At 73.2% G+C, this 16,532-nt stretch carries 15 protein-coding genes; 5 read left to right on the top strand and 10 right to left on the bottom strand.

The genetic code is table 11. The features are described 5' to 3' along the window. Positions 1-5: 5 nt before the first annotated feature. The 4 genes from I8N68_RS13450 to I8N68_RS13435 all read right to left on the bottom strand — a co-directional run bounded on the left by I8N68_RS13450 (position 6) and on the right by I8N68_RS13435 (position 3,722). Positions 6-575, bottom strand: a complete 570-nt coding sequence (locus I8N68_RS13450; protein WP_200210267.1) for a hypothetical protein — start codon at positions 573-575, stop codon at positions 6-8. Between the two features lie 72 nt (positions 576-647). Next, the gene (locus I8N68_RS13445) at positions 648-1,697 is read right to left on the bottom strand and encodes a type III polyketide synthase (RefSeq protein ID WP_200210266.1); all 1,050 of its coding nucleotides are present in this window, start codon (positions 1,695-1,697) and stop codon (positions 648-650) included. 41 nt (positions 1,698-1,738) lie between these two features. Beyond that, on the bottom strand, positions 1,739-2,905 hold the full coding sequence (locus tag I8N68_RS13440) for an acyl-CoA dehydrogenase family protein (protein ID WP_200210265.1): 1,167 nt from the start codon (positions 2,903-2,905) through the stop codon (positions 1,739-1,741). A 43-nt stretch (positions 2,906-2,948) separates the two neighbouring features. After that, positions 2,949-3,722 carry a class I SAM-dependent methyltransferase gene (locus I8N68_RS13435; protein WP_200210264.1) on the bottom strand — a complete coding sequence of 258 codons (774 nt, stop codon included), beginning with the start codon at positions 3,720-3,722 and terminating at the stop codon, positions 2,949-2,951. A gap of 45 nt (positions 3,723-3,767) precedes the next feature. On the opposite strand from I8N68_RS13435, the gene I8N68_RS13430 reads away from it, so the two are divergent. The 4 genes from I8N68_RS13430 to disA all read left to right on the top strand — a co-directional run bounded on the left by I8N68_RS13430 (position 3,768) and on the right by disA (position 8,396). Beyond that, a complete protein-coding gene (locus tag I8N68_RS13430) occupies positions 3,768-4,607 on the top strand; it encodes a UbiA family prenyltransferase (protein ID WP_200210263.1) in 840 nt (279 codons plus the stop codon). Positions 4,608-4,746: 139 nt separating this feature from the next. Next, on the top strand, positions 4,747-5,511 hold the full coding sequence (locus I8N68_RS13425; RefSeq protein ID WP_200210262.1) for a copper chaperone PCu(A)C: 765 nt from the start codon (positions 4,747-4,749) through the stop codon (positions 5,509-5,511). A gap of 106 nt (positions 5,512-5,617) precedes the next feature. Beyond that, the gene (radA, locus tag I8N68_RS13420; protein WP_200210261.1) at positions 5,618-7,069 is read left to right on the top strand and encodes a DNA repair protein RadA; all 1,452 of its coding nucleotides are present in this window, start codon (positions 5,618-5,620) and stop codon (positions 7,067-7,069) included. A 142-nt stretch (positions 7,070-7,211) separates the two neighbouring features. Beyond that, entirely contained in the window at positions 7,212-8,396 is a 1,185-nt protein-coding gene (disA, locus tag I8N68_RS13415; protein ID WP_200210260.1) for a DNA integrity scanning diadenylate cyclase DisA, read from the top strand. Between the two features lie 12 nt (positions 8,397-8,408). On the opposite strand, the gene I8N68_RS13410 is transcribed toward disA, so the two are convergent. The 3 genes from I8N68_RS13410 to I8N68_RS13400 form a co-directional block, all read right to left on the bottom strand. Beyond that, positions 8,409-9,140 (bottom strand): hypothetical protein, encoded by a 732-nt coding sequence (locus I8N68_RS13410; RefSeq protein WP_200210259.1) that lies wholly within the window; start codon positions 9,138-9,140, stop codon positions 8,409-8,411. Between the two features lie 223 nt (positions 9,141-9,363). After that, positions 9,364-9,924 (bottom strand): peptide deformylase, encoded by a 561-nt coding sequence (locus I8N68_RS13405; protein ID WP_200210258.1) that lies wholly within the window; start codon positions 9,922-9,924, stop codon positions 9,364-9,366. Further along, positions 9,921-10,433 carry a glycine cleavage system transcriptional repressor gene (locus I8N68_RS13400; RefSeq protein WP_200210257.1) on the bottom strand — a complete coding sequence of 171 codons (513 nt, stop codon included), beginning with the start codon at positions 10,431-10,433 and terminating at the stop codon, positions 9,921-9,923. Before I8N68_RS13400 ends, I8N68_RS13405 begins: the two co-directional genes overlap by 4 nt. A 97-nt stretch (positions 10,434-10,530) precedes the next feature. Here I8N68_RS13400 and I8N68_RS13395 point away from each other — a divergent pair, with 97 nt between their 5' ends. Continuing rightward, on the top strand, positions 10,531-11,430 hold the full coding sequence (locus I8N68_RS13395; protein ID WP_200210256.1) for an HhH-GPD family protein: 900 nt from the start codon (positions 10,531-10,533) through the stop codon (positions 11,428-11,430). Positions 11,431-11,491: 61 nt separating this feature from the next. Here I8N68_RS13395 and I8N68_RS13390 read toward each other — a convergent pair whose 3' ends face one another. From I8N68_RS13390 to lysS, 3 genes are all read right to left on the bottom strand, one after another. Next, complete coding sequence (locus I8N68_RS13390; protein ID WP_200210255.1) at positions 11,492-14,023, bottom strand: ATP-dependent Clp protease ATP-binding subunit; 2,532 nt, start codon at positions 14,021-14,023, stop codon at positions 11,492-11,494. 456 nt (positions 14,024-14,479) lie between these two features. Next, positions 14,480-14,830, bottom strand: a complete 351-nt coding sequence (locus I8N68_RS13385; RefSeq protein ID WP_200210254.1) for a histone-like nucleoid-structuring protein Lsr2 — start codon at positions 14,828-14,830, stop codon at positions 14,480-14,482. Positions 14,831-14,942: 112 nt separating this feature from the next. Then, the gene (lysS, locus tag I8N68_RS13380; RefSeq protein ID WP_200210253.1) at positions 14,943-16,451 is read right to left on the bottom strand and encodes a lysine--tRNA ligase; all 1,509 of its coding nucleotides are present in this window, start codon (positions 16,449-16,451) and stop codon (positions 14,943-14,945) included. Between the last annotated feature and the right edge of the window lie 81 nt (positions 16,452-16,532).

The following is a 16,532-nucleotide window of genomic DNA, read 5'->3' as shown; positions in this document are numbered from 1 at the left end:
GGCGCTCAGAACAGGGCGGCGAGCCGGGCGTCCAGGTCGACGTCGCCGGCGGTCACGGTGAACCGCACCCGCAACGGCCCGCCGGCCGAGTTCAGCGTCACGGTGAACAGTGCCCCCGAACACGCCACCGGCTGATCCGACCCGTCGTCGTCCGAGCCGGAGAAGGAAACCACCAGTTTCCCGGTGCCCGTACAGCTGACCACCAGCAGGTAACGGTCCCCCTTCGACGGGCTCGTCTGCCGAACCACCGTCGGCCCGACCGGGGTGAGCTGGGAACGGTCCTGCCAGACGGTGTGCGAGATGAGCGTCGCGTCCGGGTCGCCGGGCTCCTGATGGAACACCAGCGGCTCGTCCGGGTCGGCCTCCGGCCCCGCCAGGACCCGCCCGTCCTCGGGACTGACCAGGACGAGCCGGTCGAGGTCGGCCTCCGTCGGGCCCGCCGAACCGACCGCCGCCGGCACCGGACCGGTCGCCGGCGCGGACTGCCACCACCACCAGCCCCCCGCCGCCAGGGCGGCCACGGCCAGCCCGGCCAGCAGACCACCGCGCCACCGGTCGTCCGCTCTCGCGTCCATGCCGGGAGCGTAGCCGCCGGTCCCACCCCCCGCCGGCCCCCGAGGGCGACCACGCAGTTCGATCGCCGGGCGTCAGTCGCCGCGCTCGAGGAGGGCGGCGTACAGGGTCAGGCCGGGGCCGAAGGCGAGCAGCACGATCCGCTCCGGCGGCGCCGCCGCCCGCAGCAACCGGTCCAGGATCAACAGCACCGTCGGGGAGGAGCAGTTGCCGTGCTCGCTCAGCGTGGCCCGGGAGGCGGCCAGCGCCTCCGGCGGCAACGCCAGCTCCCGTTCCACCACGTTGAGAATGCGGGGGCCGCCCGGGTGCACCGCCCAGCCGTCCACCTCGGACGCCGTTCGGCCGTGCCGGGCCAGCAGGTCGTCGACCAGGCCCCGGACGTGGCGCGAGAGCACCTGCGGGACCTTCGGCGACAGGCCCATCCGGAAGCCGGTGTCCGTGACGTCCCAGGTCATGTGGTCCGTGGTCGAGGTGTCGGTCACCGACGCCACCTCCCGCAGCGCGTACCCCCGGCCGCCGGGGACCACCACGGCGGCCACCGCGGCGTCCGAGAAGAGCGCGTGGGAGACGATCTGCTGGGTGTCCACCCGGGCACCGGCCGGCTGGATGTGCAGGCTGGTGAGCTCGGCGCAGAGCAGCAGGGCCGGCCGCCCCCGGGCGCTGACGAAGTCACTCGCCGCGCCCAGCCCCGGCAGGGCCGCGTAGCAGCCCATGTGCCCGACGAACATCCGCTGGGTGTCCGCGGCCATGCCCAGGTCCCGCGCGAGCAGGATGTCCAGCCCCGGGGTGGCGTACCCGGTGCAGGAGCAGACGACGAAGAGGCCGACGTCGCTGGCGTCCAGGCCGGCCGCGGTGAGCGCCCGACCCACCGCCTCCTTGCCCAGCGGCAGCGCCTCCACCTGGTAGCGCCGCATCCGGCGCTCGGTCGGCCAGTCGGAGACGTCCTCCAGCAGCGGGTTCACCGCCGCCTGGCGCCGGGACACCCCCGAGTTGGCGAAGATCCGCTCGGCCAGTGCGCGGGTGGTGCCGGAGAAGTGCTTCGCGAAGAAGCCCGCCCAGAGCTCGTCCTGCGCGGCGGCCGGCGGCTGCGCCGTACCCAGACCCGCGATTACCGGCACCGCCATGACCCCCACCTCTCGTCGTGGAACTCGTGAACCCTCAACCTTCACCAACGAGGGGTGGCGGCATCGCGGTCCGGGTCGCCGCCGAGCGCCGCGACGCCGAGCCAGTCCGCGCAGACGTCCGACGTCGCCGGGTGCAGCGAGCCGCACCGGGCGTCCCGGTAGAGCCGTTCCAGCGGGTGCCCCCGGCGAGTCGCCGAGGTGCCCGCCGCCTCCAGCATGGACGCGGCCACCTCGGCCGCGGTGGTGCCGGCGAGCAGCTTGGCCCGCCACACCCAGCGGTTCGTCTCCGGGTCACCGGGCGCCTCGTCCACCCGGCGGGCCGCCTCGGCCACCACCAGGCCGGCCGCGGCCACCGCCGCGTCCGCCCGCCCCACGCGGGCCCGGACGGCCGGCAGGCCGGCGAGGTTGCGGGCGGTCAGGTGCTCGACGGCCGCGTCGACCGCCGCCCGGGCCACCCCCACGTAGACGGCGGCGTAGCTGGCCACCAGCCAGTGCGGCATCAGCTGGGCGACCACCAGGGCCAGCCCCTCGACGCCGCCGAGCAGCCGGTCGGCCGGCACGGTGACGTCCAGGTGCAGGTCGTGCGAGGAGGTGGCGCGCATGCCGAGGGAGTCCCAGGTCGGCTCGACGGTCAGGCCGTCGCCGGCCGGCACCAGGAACTGGGAGACCACCGACTGGTCGGCGACGCTGCGGGCGGCCACCAGGTAGCCGTCGGCGTGCCCGGCACCGGAGCAGAAGGTCTTGCTGCCCTTGATCCGCCAGCCGCCCTCGACCGGCTCGTAGACCGTGCTGAGCTGGGAGAGCCGGGCGCCGGCGCCGCGTTCGCTCATCGCCACCGCGTACCAGGAGCCCTCGGCGGCCGCGCGGAGCAGCCGGTCCCGGGCGGCCAGCGCCTCCTCCGGTACGCCCAGCGCCTCGGCCAGTTCCTCGGTGACCGCGCCGAGCGCGCCGGTGACCGAGGCGTGCATGTTGAACACCAGGGCCGTCGCGCCGTTGCCCCGGGCCAGCTCGGTGGCGACGGCGGCGTACTCGGCGAAGGTGGCCGCCAACCCGCCGAGCTCCCGGGGCGCCATCAGCCCGAAGAGCCCGGCCTCCCGCAGGTCGGCGAAGTCGTCGACCGGGAAGCTGCCGTCCCGGTCGTGCTCGGCGGCGCGGGCGGCCAGTCGCGGCGCCAACCGGCGGGCCGCCTCCAGCGCGTGCACAGTCATGTAGCCCCCTTCTCGGCGTCCCCTTTACCCCGGGTGGCCCCGGCTACCCACTCCGGCGCCCACAGCCCTGGTACAGCACCGCCGTCGACCGGGTCGGCACGATCCGCGGCTCGCGGCTCCCGTCCGTCCCCACCGGACGGCCGACGATCCGGCCGCGCATTCGCCGGAACAGCCAGCTTAGGGTGCCCGGCAGCTCCGGACGGATGCCACGCAGCCGCAGCCCGACGCCGTGTCGGGCGCACTCGGCGACCAGCTCGCGGGCGTCCACGAACAACCGTGGATCGTGGATGCCGCGCGGCACGGTGGGCAGCCGCTCGCTGATCTCCACGGCGACGAGCCGGGCGAGCACGGTGTCGTTGAGGGTGTCCAGCACCAGGAGACCGCCGGGCCGGAGCAGGCGGCACGCCTCGGCGACCACGCGCCGCCACTGCGGCACGTGCTCCAGCACCTCACCCGCGGAGACCACGTCGGCGCAGCCGTCCACGAGCGGCACCGCGGTGGCATCGGCGTTGACCACGGTCACTCCGTGCGCGGCCGCCTGGTCGAGGGCCGAGCGGGTGATGTCCACCCCGACGTGCCGGTAGCCCTTGCCGGCCAGGTGCGGCGCGAGCAGCCCGGCGCCGCAGCCCAGATCGACCAGGAGGGCGCCCGGGCGGGACGCCGGCGGCACCATCGCGGCTCGGGCCCGGGCCAGCCAGTGCAGCATCGCGAACGCGCCGTCCGGTCGCCACCACTCGCCGGCCAGGTCGTCGTACTGGCGCGGGTCGTTGGGCGGCAGCACCCGGGGCGGGGTGGACACCGGGGCCGCGTCTCGCATGGACCGAGCCTGGCACGACTCCCCGGTAACGACCAGACTTCTCTTATGTCGACGTCGGTGTTAGGGCTGGTCAGGGCGAGCCACCCGGAGCCGGCCGCCGCGGTCACCACGGTGGCCGGGCTGCTCGCCTGGGGGGCCGGGCACCGGCCGGCCGGCGTCGCCGCCGTGGTGCTCACGGTGCTGGCCAGCCAGCTCGCCGTCGGCTGGAGCAACGACGCGCTCGACGCCGACCGGGACGCCGCGGTGGGGCGTACCGACAAACCGGTCGCCACCGGCGCGCTGTCGCGGCGCAGCACGGGCCTGGCCGCGGTGCTGGCCGCGCTCGCCACCCCCGTGCTGGCGCTGGCCACGAACCCGGTGGCGGCGGTCTGGGCCACCGTCGGCCTGCTCTCCGCGCTGCTCTACGACTGGCCGCTGAAGTCGACCCCGGTGTCGGTGCTGCCGTACGCGGTCTCCTTCGGGTCGCTGCCCGCCTTCGTGGTGCTGGCGCTGCCCGGCGCGCCGGCGCCGCCGGTCTGGCTGGTCGCCGCCGCGGCCTGCCTCGGCGCCGGGGCGCACTTCGCCAACGTGCTGCCCGACCTGGCCGACGACGCCCGGACCGGGGTGCGCGGCCTGCCGCACCGGCTCGGCCCGGCGGGCAGTCGGCTGGCCGCCGCCGGGCTGCTCCTGGCGGCGACCGTCACCCTGGTCTTCGGGCCGCCGGGGCCGCCGTCGTGGGCCGGGCTGTCGGCGGTCGCGGCCGCCGTGCTGGTGCCGGCCGTCGGCGGGTACGGGGGACGCGCCGCGGCCCGGGCCGGCGGCCGGCCGGTGGCCGCCTTCCGGGCGGTGATGGTGGTCGCGCTCATCGACGTGGTCCTGCTGGTCGCGAGCGGGCGGGTGGTCTGACCCGCGCCCGGGCAGGTGGCATTACCGGGTCGGCGTGCGGCCCTCGATCAGCTCCAACTACCCTGGAGCGCGGTCTGCGCGGGTATGGCCACCGTGCCCGGGGTACGGCCGGGTGGGGATCGTGACGAGGAGGACCGACGTGACGCGCTCGATCAGGGGTTCCGGGCGGGCGGCCCTGCTGCTGGCCGGTACGGCGGCCGCGGGCCTGCTGCTGTCCGGGTGTGGCACTGGTCAGGTGGCCGAGACCGCCAACAAGATCCCGTCGGTCCAGGGCGTGAACGTCCAGACCTCCGACAACCTGTACAAGGTGCGCGGCCTCTACGTGCAGTACCCGGGCACCGAGGGCTACCCGGCCGGCGCCGACGCCGCGCTGAACGTCGTGATCTACAACGACAGCCAGGCCCCGGTCACCGTGACCGTCACTACGGAGGGCGCCCGCGACATCCTGCTCACCGGCGCGACCCCGGCCGGCGCACAGCCGAGCCCGACGGTGTCGCCCACCGAGCCGGCCTCCGCGTCGCCCACCGCGACCGACCCCAGCGCGTCGCCGAGCGAGTCGCTCGGCGCCAGCGAGTCGGCCTCGGCGACCCCGTCCGCCCCGGCCAGCCCGCCGGCGCCCGCCGGCCAGCCGGCCCGGCTGGAGATCCCGGCTCTCGGTTACGTCCAGCTCCTGGCCACCGGCGGCGGCCCGCACCTCCAGGTCGTCGGCCTGAAGGAGAAGCTGCTCGCCGGCCAGAAGGTCGAGCTGGTCTTCGACTTCGGCGGCGGCCGGACGCTCAAGACCGGCGCCCCGGTCGGCGTGCCGTTCACCCCGGGCGCGCCGCCCTCGCCGATCATCAGCCGCGAGGGCGGGTACGAGGGCGCCGGCGAGGGTGGCGAGGGCGGCTCGGGCCACGGCGGCTGAGCCGGCAGCGAACTGTCGACGACACCGCCGGTGTGGTGACCACCACGCCGGCGGTGTTTTCGTCTCCGGGTGGGTTTTCGTCGTACCGCCCGGTTAGCGTCCTGGGGTGACCACGCCCCGTTCGACCTCCCCGCGCGCGTCCACCGCCGGCCGGAGCCGGGCCTCGGCCCGGGAGCCCCGGCCGGCCTACGCGTGCGACGCCTGCGGCCACCAGCCGCCCAAGTGGGTCGGGCGGTGTCCGGAGTGTGGCGAGTGGGGCTCGGTGGTCGAGTGCACCGTCACCGGCCCGCTGGTCTCCGGCCGGGTGGTGAGCTCTCGGATGCCGGCCGAGCCGGCCCGGCCGATCGCCACCATCAGCGCCGCCCCGGCCCGGGCCCGGCCCACCGGAGTCAGCGAGCTGGACCGGGTGCTCGGCGGCGGCCTCGTGCCCGGCGCGGTGGTGCTGCTCGCCGGCGAGCCCGGCGTGGGCAAGTCGACGCTGCTGCTCGACGTCGCCCAGCAGTGGGCGGCCGGCGCTGGCAGCCCGTCCCTGGTGGTCAGCGGCGAGGAGTCGGTCAGCCAGGTGCGGCTGCGCGCCGAGCGGATGGGCACCCTGCACGAGCAGCTCTACCTGGCCGCCGAGAGCGACCTGTCGGCCGTCCTCGGCCACCTCGACGCGGTCAAGCCGGGGCTGCTGGTGCTCGACTCGGTGCAGACCATCTCCACCACCGGCACGGAGGGCGTCCAGGGCGGGGTGACCCAGGTGCGCGCCGTCACCGCCGCCCTGGTCGCGGTCGCCAAGGAGCGCGGCATTGCCACGGTGCTGGTCGGTCACGTCACCAAGGACGGCCAGGTGGCCGGCCCCCGGGTGCTGGAGCACCTGGTCGACGTGGTGCTGCACTTCGAGGGCGACAAGCACTCCTCGCTGCGGATGGTCCGCGGCGTGAAAAACCGGTTCGGCGCCGCCGACGAGGTGGGTTGCTTCGAGATGCACGAGGGTGGCATCAGCAGCCTGGCCGACCCGTCCGGCCTCTTCCTCACCCGCTACTCGGAACCGGTGCCGGGCACCTGCGTCACGGTGGCCATGGAGGGGCGTCGGGCCCTGGTGACCGAGGTGCAGGCGCTGATCGGCGCCACCGTGGCGGGCTCACCCCGGCGGACGGTCTCCGGGTTGGACGGTGCCCGGCTGGCGATGGTGCTGGCGGTGCTCCAGCGGCGTACCGAGCGGCTGACCCTGCACGACCGCGAGGTCTTCGCCGCCACCGTCGGCGGCATCCGGGTGGTCGAGCCGGCCGCCGACCTGGCCGTCGCGCTCGCGGTGGCGTCCGGCGGTCTCAACCTCGCCATCGCGCCGCACCTGGTGGCGATCGGCGAGGTGGGGCTCACCGGCGAGGTGCGCCGGGTCGGTGCGGTCCCGCGCCGGCTGGCCGAGGCGGCCCGGCTCGGCTTCCGGCTCGCCCTGGTGCCGTCGGGCTGCGGCCCCGGCAGCAGCGGGGTGGCCCCGGAGAACATGCGAGTGATCGAGGTCACCGACGTCCGCGCGGCCCTCCAAGCTGCCGCCCGCGCGTCGGCGGAGTGACCGACGGTGACCGCGTGACGGGACCGGCCGGGCGATATCGGACAGCCCGCCCGACCAGCCAACAGTCACGGAAGCCGGACATCGTGACACATCACAGTAACCACGAGAGCACCCACCGCACGGCAGTCCGTAGACTGTGCCCGTGCCGATCGACCGCGATGCCACCAAGCCCGCCGCGGCGACGCCGCACGCCCGCACCGCCGCCGTGGGCTCGCCCGCCCGTCCGATCAGCGTCAGCGTGACCGGGAGCGTCGGCGGGGCCGGCGGCGACCCCCTGCGGGCAAACCTCGCTCTCATGGCGCCGGGCACCGCACTGCGCGACGGGCTCGAGCGGATCCTGCGCGGCCGCACCGGCGCGCTCATCGTCCTCGGCTACGACAAGGTGGTCGACCAGATCTGCACCGGCGGCTTCCCGATGGACGTGGAGTTCTCCGCCACCCGGGTCCGCGAGCTGTGCAAGATGGACGGCGCCGTGGTGCTGTCCAGCGACGGCACCCGGATCGTGCAGGCCGGCGTGCACCTGATGCCCGACCCGTCGATTCCCACCGAGGAGTCCGGCACCCGGCACCGCACCGCGGAGCGGGTGGCCCGGCAGACCGGCTACCCGGTCATCTCGGTCAGCCAGTCGATGCGGATCATCAGCCTCTACGTCAACGGCCAGCGGCACGTGCTGGACGATTCCGCGGCGATCCTCTCCCGCGCCAACCAGGCGCTGGCCACCCTCGAGCGGTACAAGCTCCGCCTGGACGAGGTCTCCGGCACCCTCTCCGCCCTGGAGATCGAGGACCTGGTCACCGTCCGGGACGCGGTGGCGGTGGTGCAGCGGCTGGAGATGGTCCGCCGGATCGCCGACGAGATCGCCGGTTACGTGGTCGAGCTGGGCACCGACGGCCGGCTCCTCGCCCTCCAGCTCGACGAGCTGATGGCCGGCGTGGACGCCGACCGCACCCTGGTCATCCGGGACTACCTGCCCACGGGTCGCAAGTCGCGCACCCTCGACGAGGCGCTCGTCGAGCTGGACCTGCTCGGCGCCACCGAGCTGATCGACCTGGTCGCGGTCGCCAAGGCGATCGGCTACCCGGCCGCCTCCGACGCCCTCGACGCGGCGGTCAGCCCGCGCGGCTTCCGGCTGCTGGCCAAGGTGCCCCGGCTCCCGGTCGCCGTGGTCGACCGGCTGGTCGTCCACTTCGGCAGCCTCCAGCGGCTGCTCGGCGCGACCGTGGAGGACCTCCAGGCGGTCGAGGGGGTGGGCGACGCCCGCGCCCGGGGCGTCCGCGAGGGCCTCTCCCGGCTCGCCGAGGCGTCCATCCTGGAGCGGTACGTCTGAACCGGCCCCCGCTCAGCCGGTGATGGTCAACTTCACCGGCTCGCTGAGCTTGGTGCCCACCCGGGCGAACACCTGGTACGCCCCGATCGGCGCGTACGGGCCGGCGGCCACGCCATTCGCGCAGCGACTGGTGTCCCGCCCGTTCCAGCCCAGCTCGTAGAGGCGCTCGAAGCCGGGCGTGAACGACTGCACGTCGGAGCCCTTGCCGGTGCCGCAGGTGTCCGAGGACCAGACCTTCTCCGCGCCGGACTTGATGAACAGCTCCTGGAGGTCCGCCCCGACGTCCCGACTGCAGGTGCGCTGGGACTTGTTCTTGATCTTCAGCTGGAGGTTCACCACGGTGCCCCGCTGCGCGGTGGCCGGCAGCGCCACCGGCGTCACCAGGATCTCGGCGTCGGTGCAGGTGCCGTCGTCGACCACCGGGGCCGCCGGGGCGCCGGTGGTGGCGGTGCCGGCACCGGCCGGGCCGCCCTCGCCGCCCTCCGAGCCACCGGGCCCGCCACCGGAATCACCGGATGAGGCGGACGGACCACCCGACTGCGGGGTCAGCACCGGTCCGGACGGCTCCGGCGTCGACGACGGGGCGGAGCTCGTCGCCGACGGACCCGGGGTCGCCGCGGTGTTGCGATCCCCGCCCGTGCACGAATAGAGCAGGACAATCAGGAAGAGAAGCCCCGCTCCGAGCACGACGGCGCGACGCCGCCAGTAGACAGCGGATGGCAGGGGGCCGACCGTCAGACGCATGATGCGTTCACCGTAGCGGCGCACCGCGCGGGGCGGGGGTGCGACGCGCCGGGCGGGCGCGGCACGCGGGCCGCCGTTCCACAGTCGACGGTCAACTCCGCTGCGCAGCGGCCCTCGCGCGTGGTCACCAGTCACCGCCGCGACGCTGCGGCGTCCGGGCGCGGTCAGCGCCGCGACAGCGCGGCGCCAGAGCGTGGTCACCGCGGCGAAGCTGCGGTGGCCGTCAGAGGTAGACCTTGCGTTGATAGATGGCATGCGCGCCGGCGACCCGGTCGAGGAAGAGCAGCCCGGCGCAGTGGTCGATCTCGTGCTGGAGCGCCCGTGCCTCGAAGCCGTCGGTGGCCAGCCGGACCGACCGGCCCGTACCGGGCAGGACACCCTCCACCACCAGCCGACCGGCCCGCTTGACGTCACCGGTCAGGTCCGGCACCGACATGCAGCCCTCCCGGCCGGCCTTCCACCGGCTGGCCTCCACCACCCGGGCGTTGCACAGCACGAAGGTGCCGTGCACGGTGAGCGCCTTGGGATGGCCGGTGACGTCCACCGCGAACACCTGCGCACTCACCCCCACCTGCGGCGCCGCCAGGCCCACGCAGCCGGGCGAGACGCGCATCGTGGCGACCAGGTCGGCGGCGAGACGGACCACCTCGTCCGAGGTGGGGTCCACCTCCGGCCCCGGCCGGCTGAGCACCGGGTCCGGGGCGGAGACCACCGGGCGTACGTCGCCCGGCACGACGAGCGCCTCGGGGGTCCAGCCGTCCAGGCCGACGTACTCCGCCGTCACAGCAGGTCCGTGTCCGCCGGGCGGAGGCTGACCCCGACACCCAACTCGGCAGCGGTCCGCGCCAACCGGCCGGCCACCTCATCCGAGCTGCCCGGCGGCAGCTCCACCTCGGCCACCACCACGTAGAGGGAGCCGGTCAGCCGGGTGCTCAGGTCGGTCACGTTGCCGCCGGCGTCGGCCAGCACCCGGGTCATCGCCGCGACGATGCCCATCCGGTCCGCCCCGTGCACCGCCAGCACGTACGGCTCACCGGTCGGCGCGGCCTCGCCGTCCCGGGTGACCGCCCGTACGGTGGCCAGCAGCTGACCGTCGGCGGCGAGCGGGGCCAGCGCGGCCTCGACATCGGCGGCGGCCGGGCCCACGCAGATCAGGGTCATCGCGAAGTGTCCCCGCAACCGGGTCATCGTGGAGTCGGTGAGGTTTGCGCCGAGCCGCGCGAGCGCCTCCGCGACGTCGGCCACGATGCCCGGCCGGTCCCGGCCGATGACGGTGATCGCGAGCTCGTTCATCCGGACATTCTGCCCCGCCCGCCCGGGGCGGCCCGCCGCCCCCCGGCCCGCCCGCCCATCCTGCGGGAACGCGGCCCGTGACATCATCGGCAGCGCGATGTCTGAGCCCACTTTCGCCACCCTGGTCAGCCGGTGGTACGAGGAGAACGCCCGCGACCTGCCCTGGCGCAAGCCCGGCACGAGCGCCTGGGCGGTCCTGGTCAGCGAGGTCATGCTCCAGCAGACACCGGTGGTCCGGGTGCTCCCGGCCTTCCAGGCGTGGCTGGCCCGCTGGCCCGAGCCGGCCGCCCTGGCCGAGGACACCCCGGCCGAGGCGATCCGGATGTGGGGGCGGCTCGGCTACCCCCGCCGCGCGGTCCGGCTGCGCCAGTGCGCGGTGGCGATCGTGGAGCGCCACGGTGGCGAGGTCCCGAACCGGCTGGACCAGCTGCTGGCGCTGCCGGGCGTCGGCACGTACACGGCCCGGGCGGTCGCCGCGTTCGCGTACGGGCAGCGGCACCCGGTGGTCGACACGAACGTCCGTCGGGTGGTCTCCCGGGCGGTGGCCGGGGAACCGGACGCCGGCCCGGCCACCCGCCCCGCCGACCTGGTCGCCACCGAGGAACTGCTGCCCGTCGAGCCGGGCGCCGCGGCGCGGGCCAGCGCGGCCTTCATGGAACTCGGCGCGGTGGTCTGCATCGCCCGCGCCCCGCGCTGCGCAGTGTGCCCCGTGGAGTCGGTCTGCGCCTGGCGGGCCTCCGGCCAGGCGGCGCCCACCGGACCGACCCGCCGCCCGCAGCGGTACGCCGGCACCGACCGGCAGGTGCGTGGGCTGCTCCTGGCGGTCCTGCGGGAGGCCACCGGGCCGGTGCCGCACCAGCGCCTGGACCAGGTCTGGCACGACGACGTACAGCGCTCCCGCGCGCTGTCCGGGCTGGTCACCGACGGCCTGGTCGAACCGGTCGGCGAGGCGTCCTTCCGCCTCGCCGGCGACGGCCCCCCGGTCCCCCTCCCCTGAGAAAGGCGACGGCCCCGGTGGCTTTCGCCAACCGGGGCCGTCGCCCTGTTTCAGGTGTTGCTTACTCGTCCGCTCCTGCGGTGGCGGCGCCGCCGAGGTCGGCCGGTACGGCGTCCGGAACCTCCACCGGCTTCTCCGCGCCCCGGAAGACAAGCTTGGACTTGTCGATGTTCTCCGGGTCGCCCTCGCAGTCCACCACCACGATCTGACCCGGGGTCAGCTCGTTGAAGAGGATCCGCTCGGACAGGTTGTCCTCGATGTCGCGCTGAATCGTGCGACGCAGCGGACGGGCACCGAGCACCGGGTCGAAGCCCTTCTTCGCCAGGTACTTCTTGGCGTTGTCGGTCAGCTCCAGACCCATGTCCTTGTTGCGCAGCTGAGTCTCGATCCGCTGGATCATGATGTCCACGATCGAGAGGATCTCGCTCTCACGCAGCTGGTGGAAGACGATGGTGTCGTCGATCCGGTTCAGGAACTCAGGCCGGAAGTGCTGCTTGAGCTCGTCGTTGACCTTCTGCTTCATCCGGTCGTAGGTGGACTCGGAGTCCTCCGACGCCTGGAAGCCCAGGGAGACCGCCTTGGCGACATCCCGGGTGCCCAGGTTGGTGGTCAGGATGATGACCGTGTTCTTGAAGTCCACGATCCGGCCCTGACCGTCGGTGAGCCGCCCGTCCTCCAGGATCTGGAGCAGCGTGTTGAACACGTCCGGGTGAGCCTTCTCGATCTCGTCGAAGAGGACCACCGAGAACGGCCGACGCCGCACCTTCTCGGTCAGCTGCCCGCCCTCGTCGTAGCCGACGTAGCCGGGAGGGGCACCCACCAGCCGGGACACCGTGTACCGGTCGTGGAACTCGGACATGTCCAGCTGGATGAGGGCGTCCTCGCTGCCGAAGAGGAACTCGGCGAGCGCCTTGGAAAGCTCGGTCTTACCCACGCCGGACGGACCGGCGAAGATGAACGAGCCCGACGGGCGCTTCGGGTCCTTCAGGCCGGCCCGGGTACGCCGGATCGCCTTCGAGACCGCCTTGACCGCGTCCTCCTGGCCGATGACGCGCTTGTGCAGCTCGTCCTCCATGCGCAGCAGGCGCGAGGTCTCCTCCTCGGTCAGCTTGTAGACCGGGATGCCGGTCCAGTTGCCGAGCACCTCGGCGATCTGCTCGTCGTCAACCTCGCTGACGACGTCCAGGTCACCGGCCTTCCACTCCTTCTCCCGCTGGGCCTTCTGGCCGAGCAGCTGCTTCTCCTTGTCACGGAGCTGCGCCGCCCGCTCGAAGTCCTGCGCGTCGATCGCGGACTCCTTGTCGCGGCGGACCTGGGCGATCCGCTCGTCGAAGTCGCGCAGGTCTGGCGGCGCGGTCATCCGGCGGATCCGCATCCGGGCACCGGCCTCGTCGATCAGGTCGATCGCCTTGTCCGGCAGGAAGCGGTCGGAGATGTACCGGTCGGCGAGCGTCGCCGCCGCCACCAGCGCGGCGTCGGTGATGCTCACCCGGTGGTGCGCCTCGTACCGGTCGCGCAGGCCCTTGAGGATCTCGATGGTGTGAGCCAGCGACGGCTCACCCACCTGGATCGGCTGGAAGCGGCGCTCGAGAGCGGCGTCCTTCTCCAGGTGCTTGCGGTACTCGTCGAGCGTGGTGGCACCGATGGTCTGGAGCTCGCCACGGGCCAGCATCGGCTTGAGGATGCTCGCCGCGTCGATCGCGCCCTCGGCGGCACCCGCACCCACCAGGGTGTGGATCTCGTCGATGAACAGGATGATGTCGCCGCGGGTGCGGATCTCCTTGAGCACCTTCTTCAGGCGCTCCTCGAAGTCACCGCGGTAGCGGGAACCGGCGACCAGCGCACCGAGGTCGAGCGTGTAGAGCTGCTTGTCCTTGAGCGTCTCGGGCACCTCGCCCTTGATGATCTTCTGGGACAGGCCCTCCACCACGGCGGTCTTACCGACGCCGGGCTCACCGATCAGGACCGGGTTGTTCTTGGTACGGCGGGAGAGCACCTGCATGACCCGCTCGATTTCCTTCTCGCGCCCGATGACCGGGTCGAGCTTGCCCTCGCGGGCGGCCTGGGTCAGGTTGCGGCCGAACTGGTCCAGCACCAGGCTGGTCGACGGCGCGGCCTCGCCCGGCGCGGCGCCCGCCGCGGCCGGCTCCTTGCCCTGGTAGCCCGAGAGCAGCTGGATCACCTGCTGGCGGACCCGGTTGAGGTCGGCGCCGAGCTTGACCAGCACCTGGGCGGCAACGCCCTCACCCTCGCGGATCAGGCCGAGCAGGATGTGCTCCGTGCCGATGTAGTTGTGGCCGAGCTGCAGCGCCTCGCGCAGCGACAGCTCCAGCACCTTCTTGGCCCGCGGCGTGAACGGGATGTGCCCGCTCGGCGCCTGCTGGCCCTGGCCGATGATCTCCTCGACCTGCTGGCGGACGCCCTCGAGGGAGATGCCGAGGCTCTCCAGGGCCTTTGCCGCTACGCCCTCACCCTCGTGGATGAGGCCCAGCAGGATGTGCTCCGTACCGATGTAGTTGTGGTTGAGCATCCGGGCCTCTTCTTGGGCCAGGACGACAACCCGTCGCGCTCGGTCGGTGAACCGCTCGAACATGCCCTCGTGCTCCTCACGTGCCGTGCGCCTTGATGGTCAAGATCTTGGCGGGGCCGGTGCGCGGACGTCCGGGACGGGCGTCCGTGCCTCCTTACTCTATCGCCGCGGACCGACTCCGCTGAGGTCGTGTGTCCCCGTGGAATGCCGTGTACGCGTCGTTTTTGACAACCGTCCGCGCTCAGGAGGTGTTCCGGTACCCCGGCCTGTACGCGCAGAGCGAAATTCGGGGAGCTCTTCGGCGGGGCCAGAGCGGCCCGCCGGGTCCGGGTCACCCCGAACCGTTCATCCACAGGTTGTGGACGGACTCTCCACCGCCTGTGGACAACGCCCGGCCCGGCCCGGTTCTTCCCGGCCCGCCCGGACCCGGACAGACGGCGCGCGAGGGCGGATACGGCGACGCCGGCCCGGAGTGGCACTCCGGTCCGGCGTCGGTGTCGCCCGGTGCGGGGCTCAGCCTCAGTGGCCGGCCTTCGAGTGGTACTCGTCGACGATCTCCTGCGGAATGCGCCCCCGGTCCGAGATGTCCTTGCCGGACTTCTTCGCCCAGGCGCGGATGGCCCTGTTCTGCTCGCGGTCGGCGGTGGCGCCGCCCCGCCCGCGCGCGGCCCGCCCGCCGACGACCACGCCGCCGCGGCCGACCTTGTTGCCCGCCGCCACGTACGGCGCGAATACGTCGCGCAATTTCTCCGCGTTCGAAGTCGAGAGGTCGATCTCGTACTGCACGCCGTCCAGCGCGAACTTGACGGTCTCGTCAGCGTCCCCGCCGTCCAGGTCATCGACCAGCTTGTGAATGATCTGCTTGGCCACGTCCCACATTCCTTTCGAGCAGGGTCTACTCCTGCGAATCCAGGAGCACAATAACCCGCGCGATGCTTGTCGCGTCAATAGGACGCGGTAACGACCCGGAGAAGGTTGACCGCTACTCGGGGCGGACCAACGGGAAGAGGATGGTTTCCCGAATTCCCAGCCCGGTCAGCGCCATCAAGAGCCGGTCGATTCCCATTCCCATACCACCGGCCGGCGGCATTCCGTACTCCATCGCCCGGAGAAAGTCCTCGTCCAGTCGCATGGCCTCGTCGTCGCCGCGGGCGGCGAGCTGCGCCTGCGCCACCAGCCGCTCGCGCTGCACCACCGGGTCCACCAGCTCGGAGTACGCGGTGCCCAGCTCGAACCCGAGGACGTAGAGGTCCCACTTCTCGGCCAGCCCCGGCTCGCTGCGGTGCGCCCGGGTCAGCGGGCTGGTCTCCTCGGGGTAGTCCCGGACGAAGGTCGGCGCCGTCAGCGACGGAACGACCAGCTCCTCGAAAAGCTCCTCGGCCAGCTTCCCCGGCCCCCACTTGGGGTCGACGGCCAGCCCGACCTTGTCCGCGTACTCCACCAGGCGGGACCGTTCGGTGCGTACGGTGACCTCCTCGCCGAGCGCCTCGGAAAGAACCCCGAACAGGGTCACCGAACGCCACTCGCCGCCCAGGTCGAACTCGTGGCCGTCGGCGTGGGTGACCACGGTCGAGCCGCTCACCGCGATCGCCGCGCGCTGCACCAGATTGCGGGTCAACTCGGCCATCGTGTCGTAGTCGCCGTACGCCTGGTAGACCTCCAGCATCGCGAACTCCGGCGAGTGCGACGAGTCGACGCCCTCATTACGGAAGTTGCGGTTGATCTCGAAGACCCGGTCGACGCCGCCGACCACGGCCCGCTTGAGAAACAGTTCCGGCGCGATTCGCAGATACAGATCGGTGCTCAATGCATTGCTGTGGGTCACGAATGGGCGGGCGGCCGCACCGCCGTGCAGCAACTGGAGCATGGGGGTCTCGACCTCGATGAAGCCCTCCCCGTGCAGGGAATCGCGAAGGCTGCGCACCGCGGCCGCCCGGGTACGCACCATCTGCCGCGCCTGCGGGCGGACGATCAGGTCGACGTAGCGCTGGCGGACCCGGGCCTCCTCGCTCAGCGGCTTGTGCGCCACCGGCAACGGGCGCAGCGCCTTCGCGGTGACCGCCCACTCGTCGGCCAGGACGGACAGCTCGCCCCGCCGGCTGGTGATCACCTCACCGGTCACGCCGACGTGGTCGCCGAGGTCGACCAGGCGCTTCCAGTCGTCCAGCCGCTCCGCGCCGACCCGGTCCAGGGAGAGCATCGCCTGCAGCTCGGTCCCGTCCCCGTCCCGCAGGGTGGCGAAGCAGAGCTTGCCGGTGTTGCGTACGAAGATCACCCGGCCGGTGACCGAGGCCCGGTCGCCGGTGGCGGTGTCCGTGGGCAGGGCGGCGTACTTCGCGCGGATCTCCGCCAGGGTGCTGGTGCGGGGGAAGCCGACCGGGTACGGCTCGACGCCCTCGGCGAGCATCCGGTCCCGCTTCTCCCGGCGGACCTTCATCTGCTCCGGAAGGTCGTCGGCGGGGTCGACTGGCACGGGGTTCTGCTCGGTCACGGCACGCTTCCTCAGAAGGGAGATATCGGCGGGGTCAGGCCCCGAGCGTACTCAAGCCCCCAGGTGGCTGTTACCGGATAA

This window comes from Micromonospora coerulea, assembly GCF_016598485.1.
Taxonomy (GTDB): Bacteria; Actinomycetota; Actinomycetes; order Mycobacteriales; family Micromonosporaceae; genus Micromonospora; species Micromonospora coerulea.
Note: the sequence above shows the minus strand (reverse complement) of the source record. Positions and strands in the feature narration are given on the sequence as shown.

What these genes read in the sequence shown, in the direction of transcription:
- I8N68_RS13450 (WP_200210267.1), bottom strand. Translation starts at nt 575, where the DNA reads ATGGACGCGAGAGCGGACGACCGGTGGCGCGGTGGTCTGCTGGCCGGG.
- I8N68_RS13445 (WP_200210266.1), bottom strand. Translation starts at nt 1,697, where the DNA reads ATGGCGGTGCCGGTAATCGCGGGTCTGGGTACGGCGCAGCCGCCGGCC.
- I8N68_RS13440 (WP_200210265.1), bottom strand. Translation starts at nt 2,905, where the DNA reads ATGACTGTGCACGCGCTGGAGGCGGCCCGCCGGTTGGCGCCGCGACTG.
- I8N68_RS13435 (WP_200210264.1), bottom strand. Translation starts at nt 3,722, where the DNA reads ATGCGAGACGCGGCCCCGGTGTCCACCCCGCCCCGGGTGCTGCCGCCC.
- I8N68_RS13430 (WP_200210263.1), top strand. Translation starts at nt 3,768, where the DNA reads ATGTCGACGTCGGTGTTAGGGCTGGTCAGGGCGAGCCACCCGGAGCCG.
- I8N68_RS13410 (WP_200210259.1), bottom strand. Translation starts at nt 9,140, where the DNA reads ATGCGTCTGACGGTCGGCCCCCTGCCATCCGCTGTCTACTGGCGGCGT.
- I8N68_RS13400 (WP_200210257.1), bottom strand. Translation starts at nt 10,433, where the DNA reads ATGAACGAGCTCGCGATCACCGTCATCGGCCGGGACCGGCCGGGCATC.
- I8N68_RS13395 (WP_200210256.1), top strand. Translation starts at nt 10,531, where the DNA reads ATGTCTGAGCCCACTTTCGCCACCCTGGTCAGCCGGTGGTACGAGGAG.
- I8N68_RS13390 (WP_200210255.1), bottom strand. Translation starts at nt 14,023, where the DNA reads ATGTTCGAGCGGTTCACCGACCGAGCGCGACGGGTTGTCGTCCTGGCC.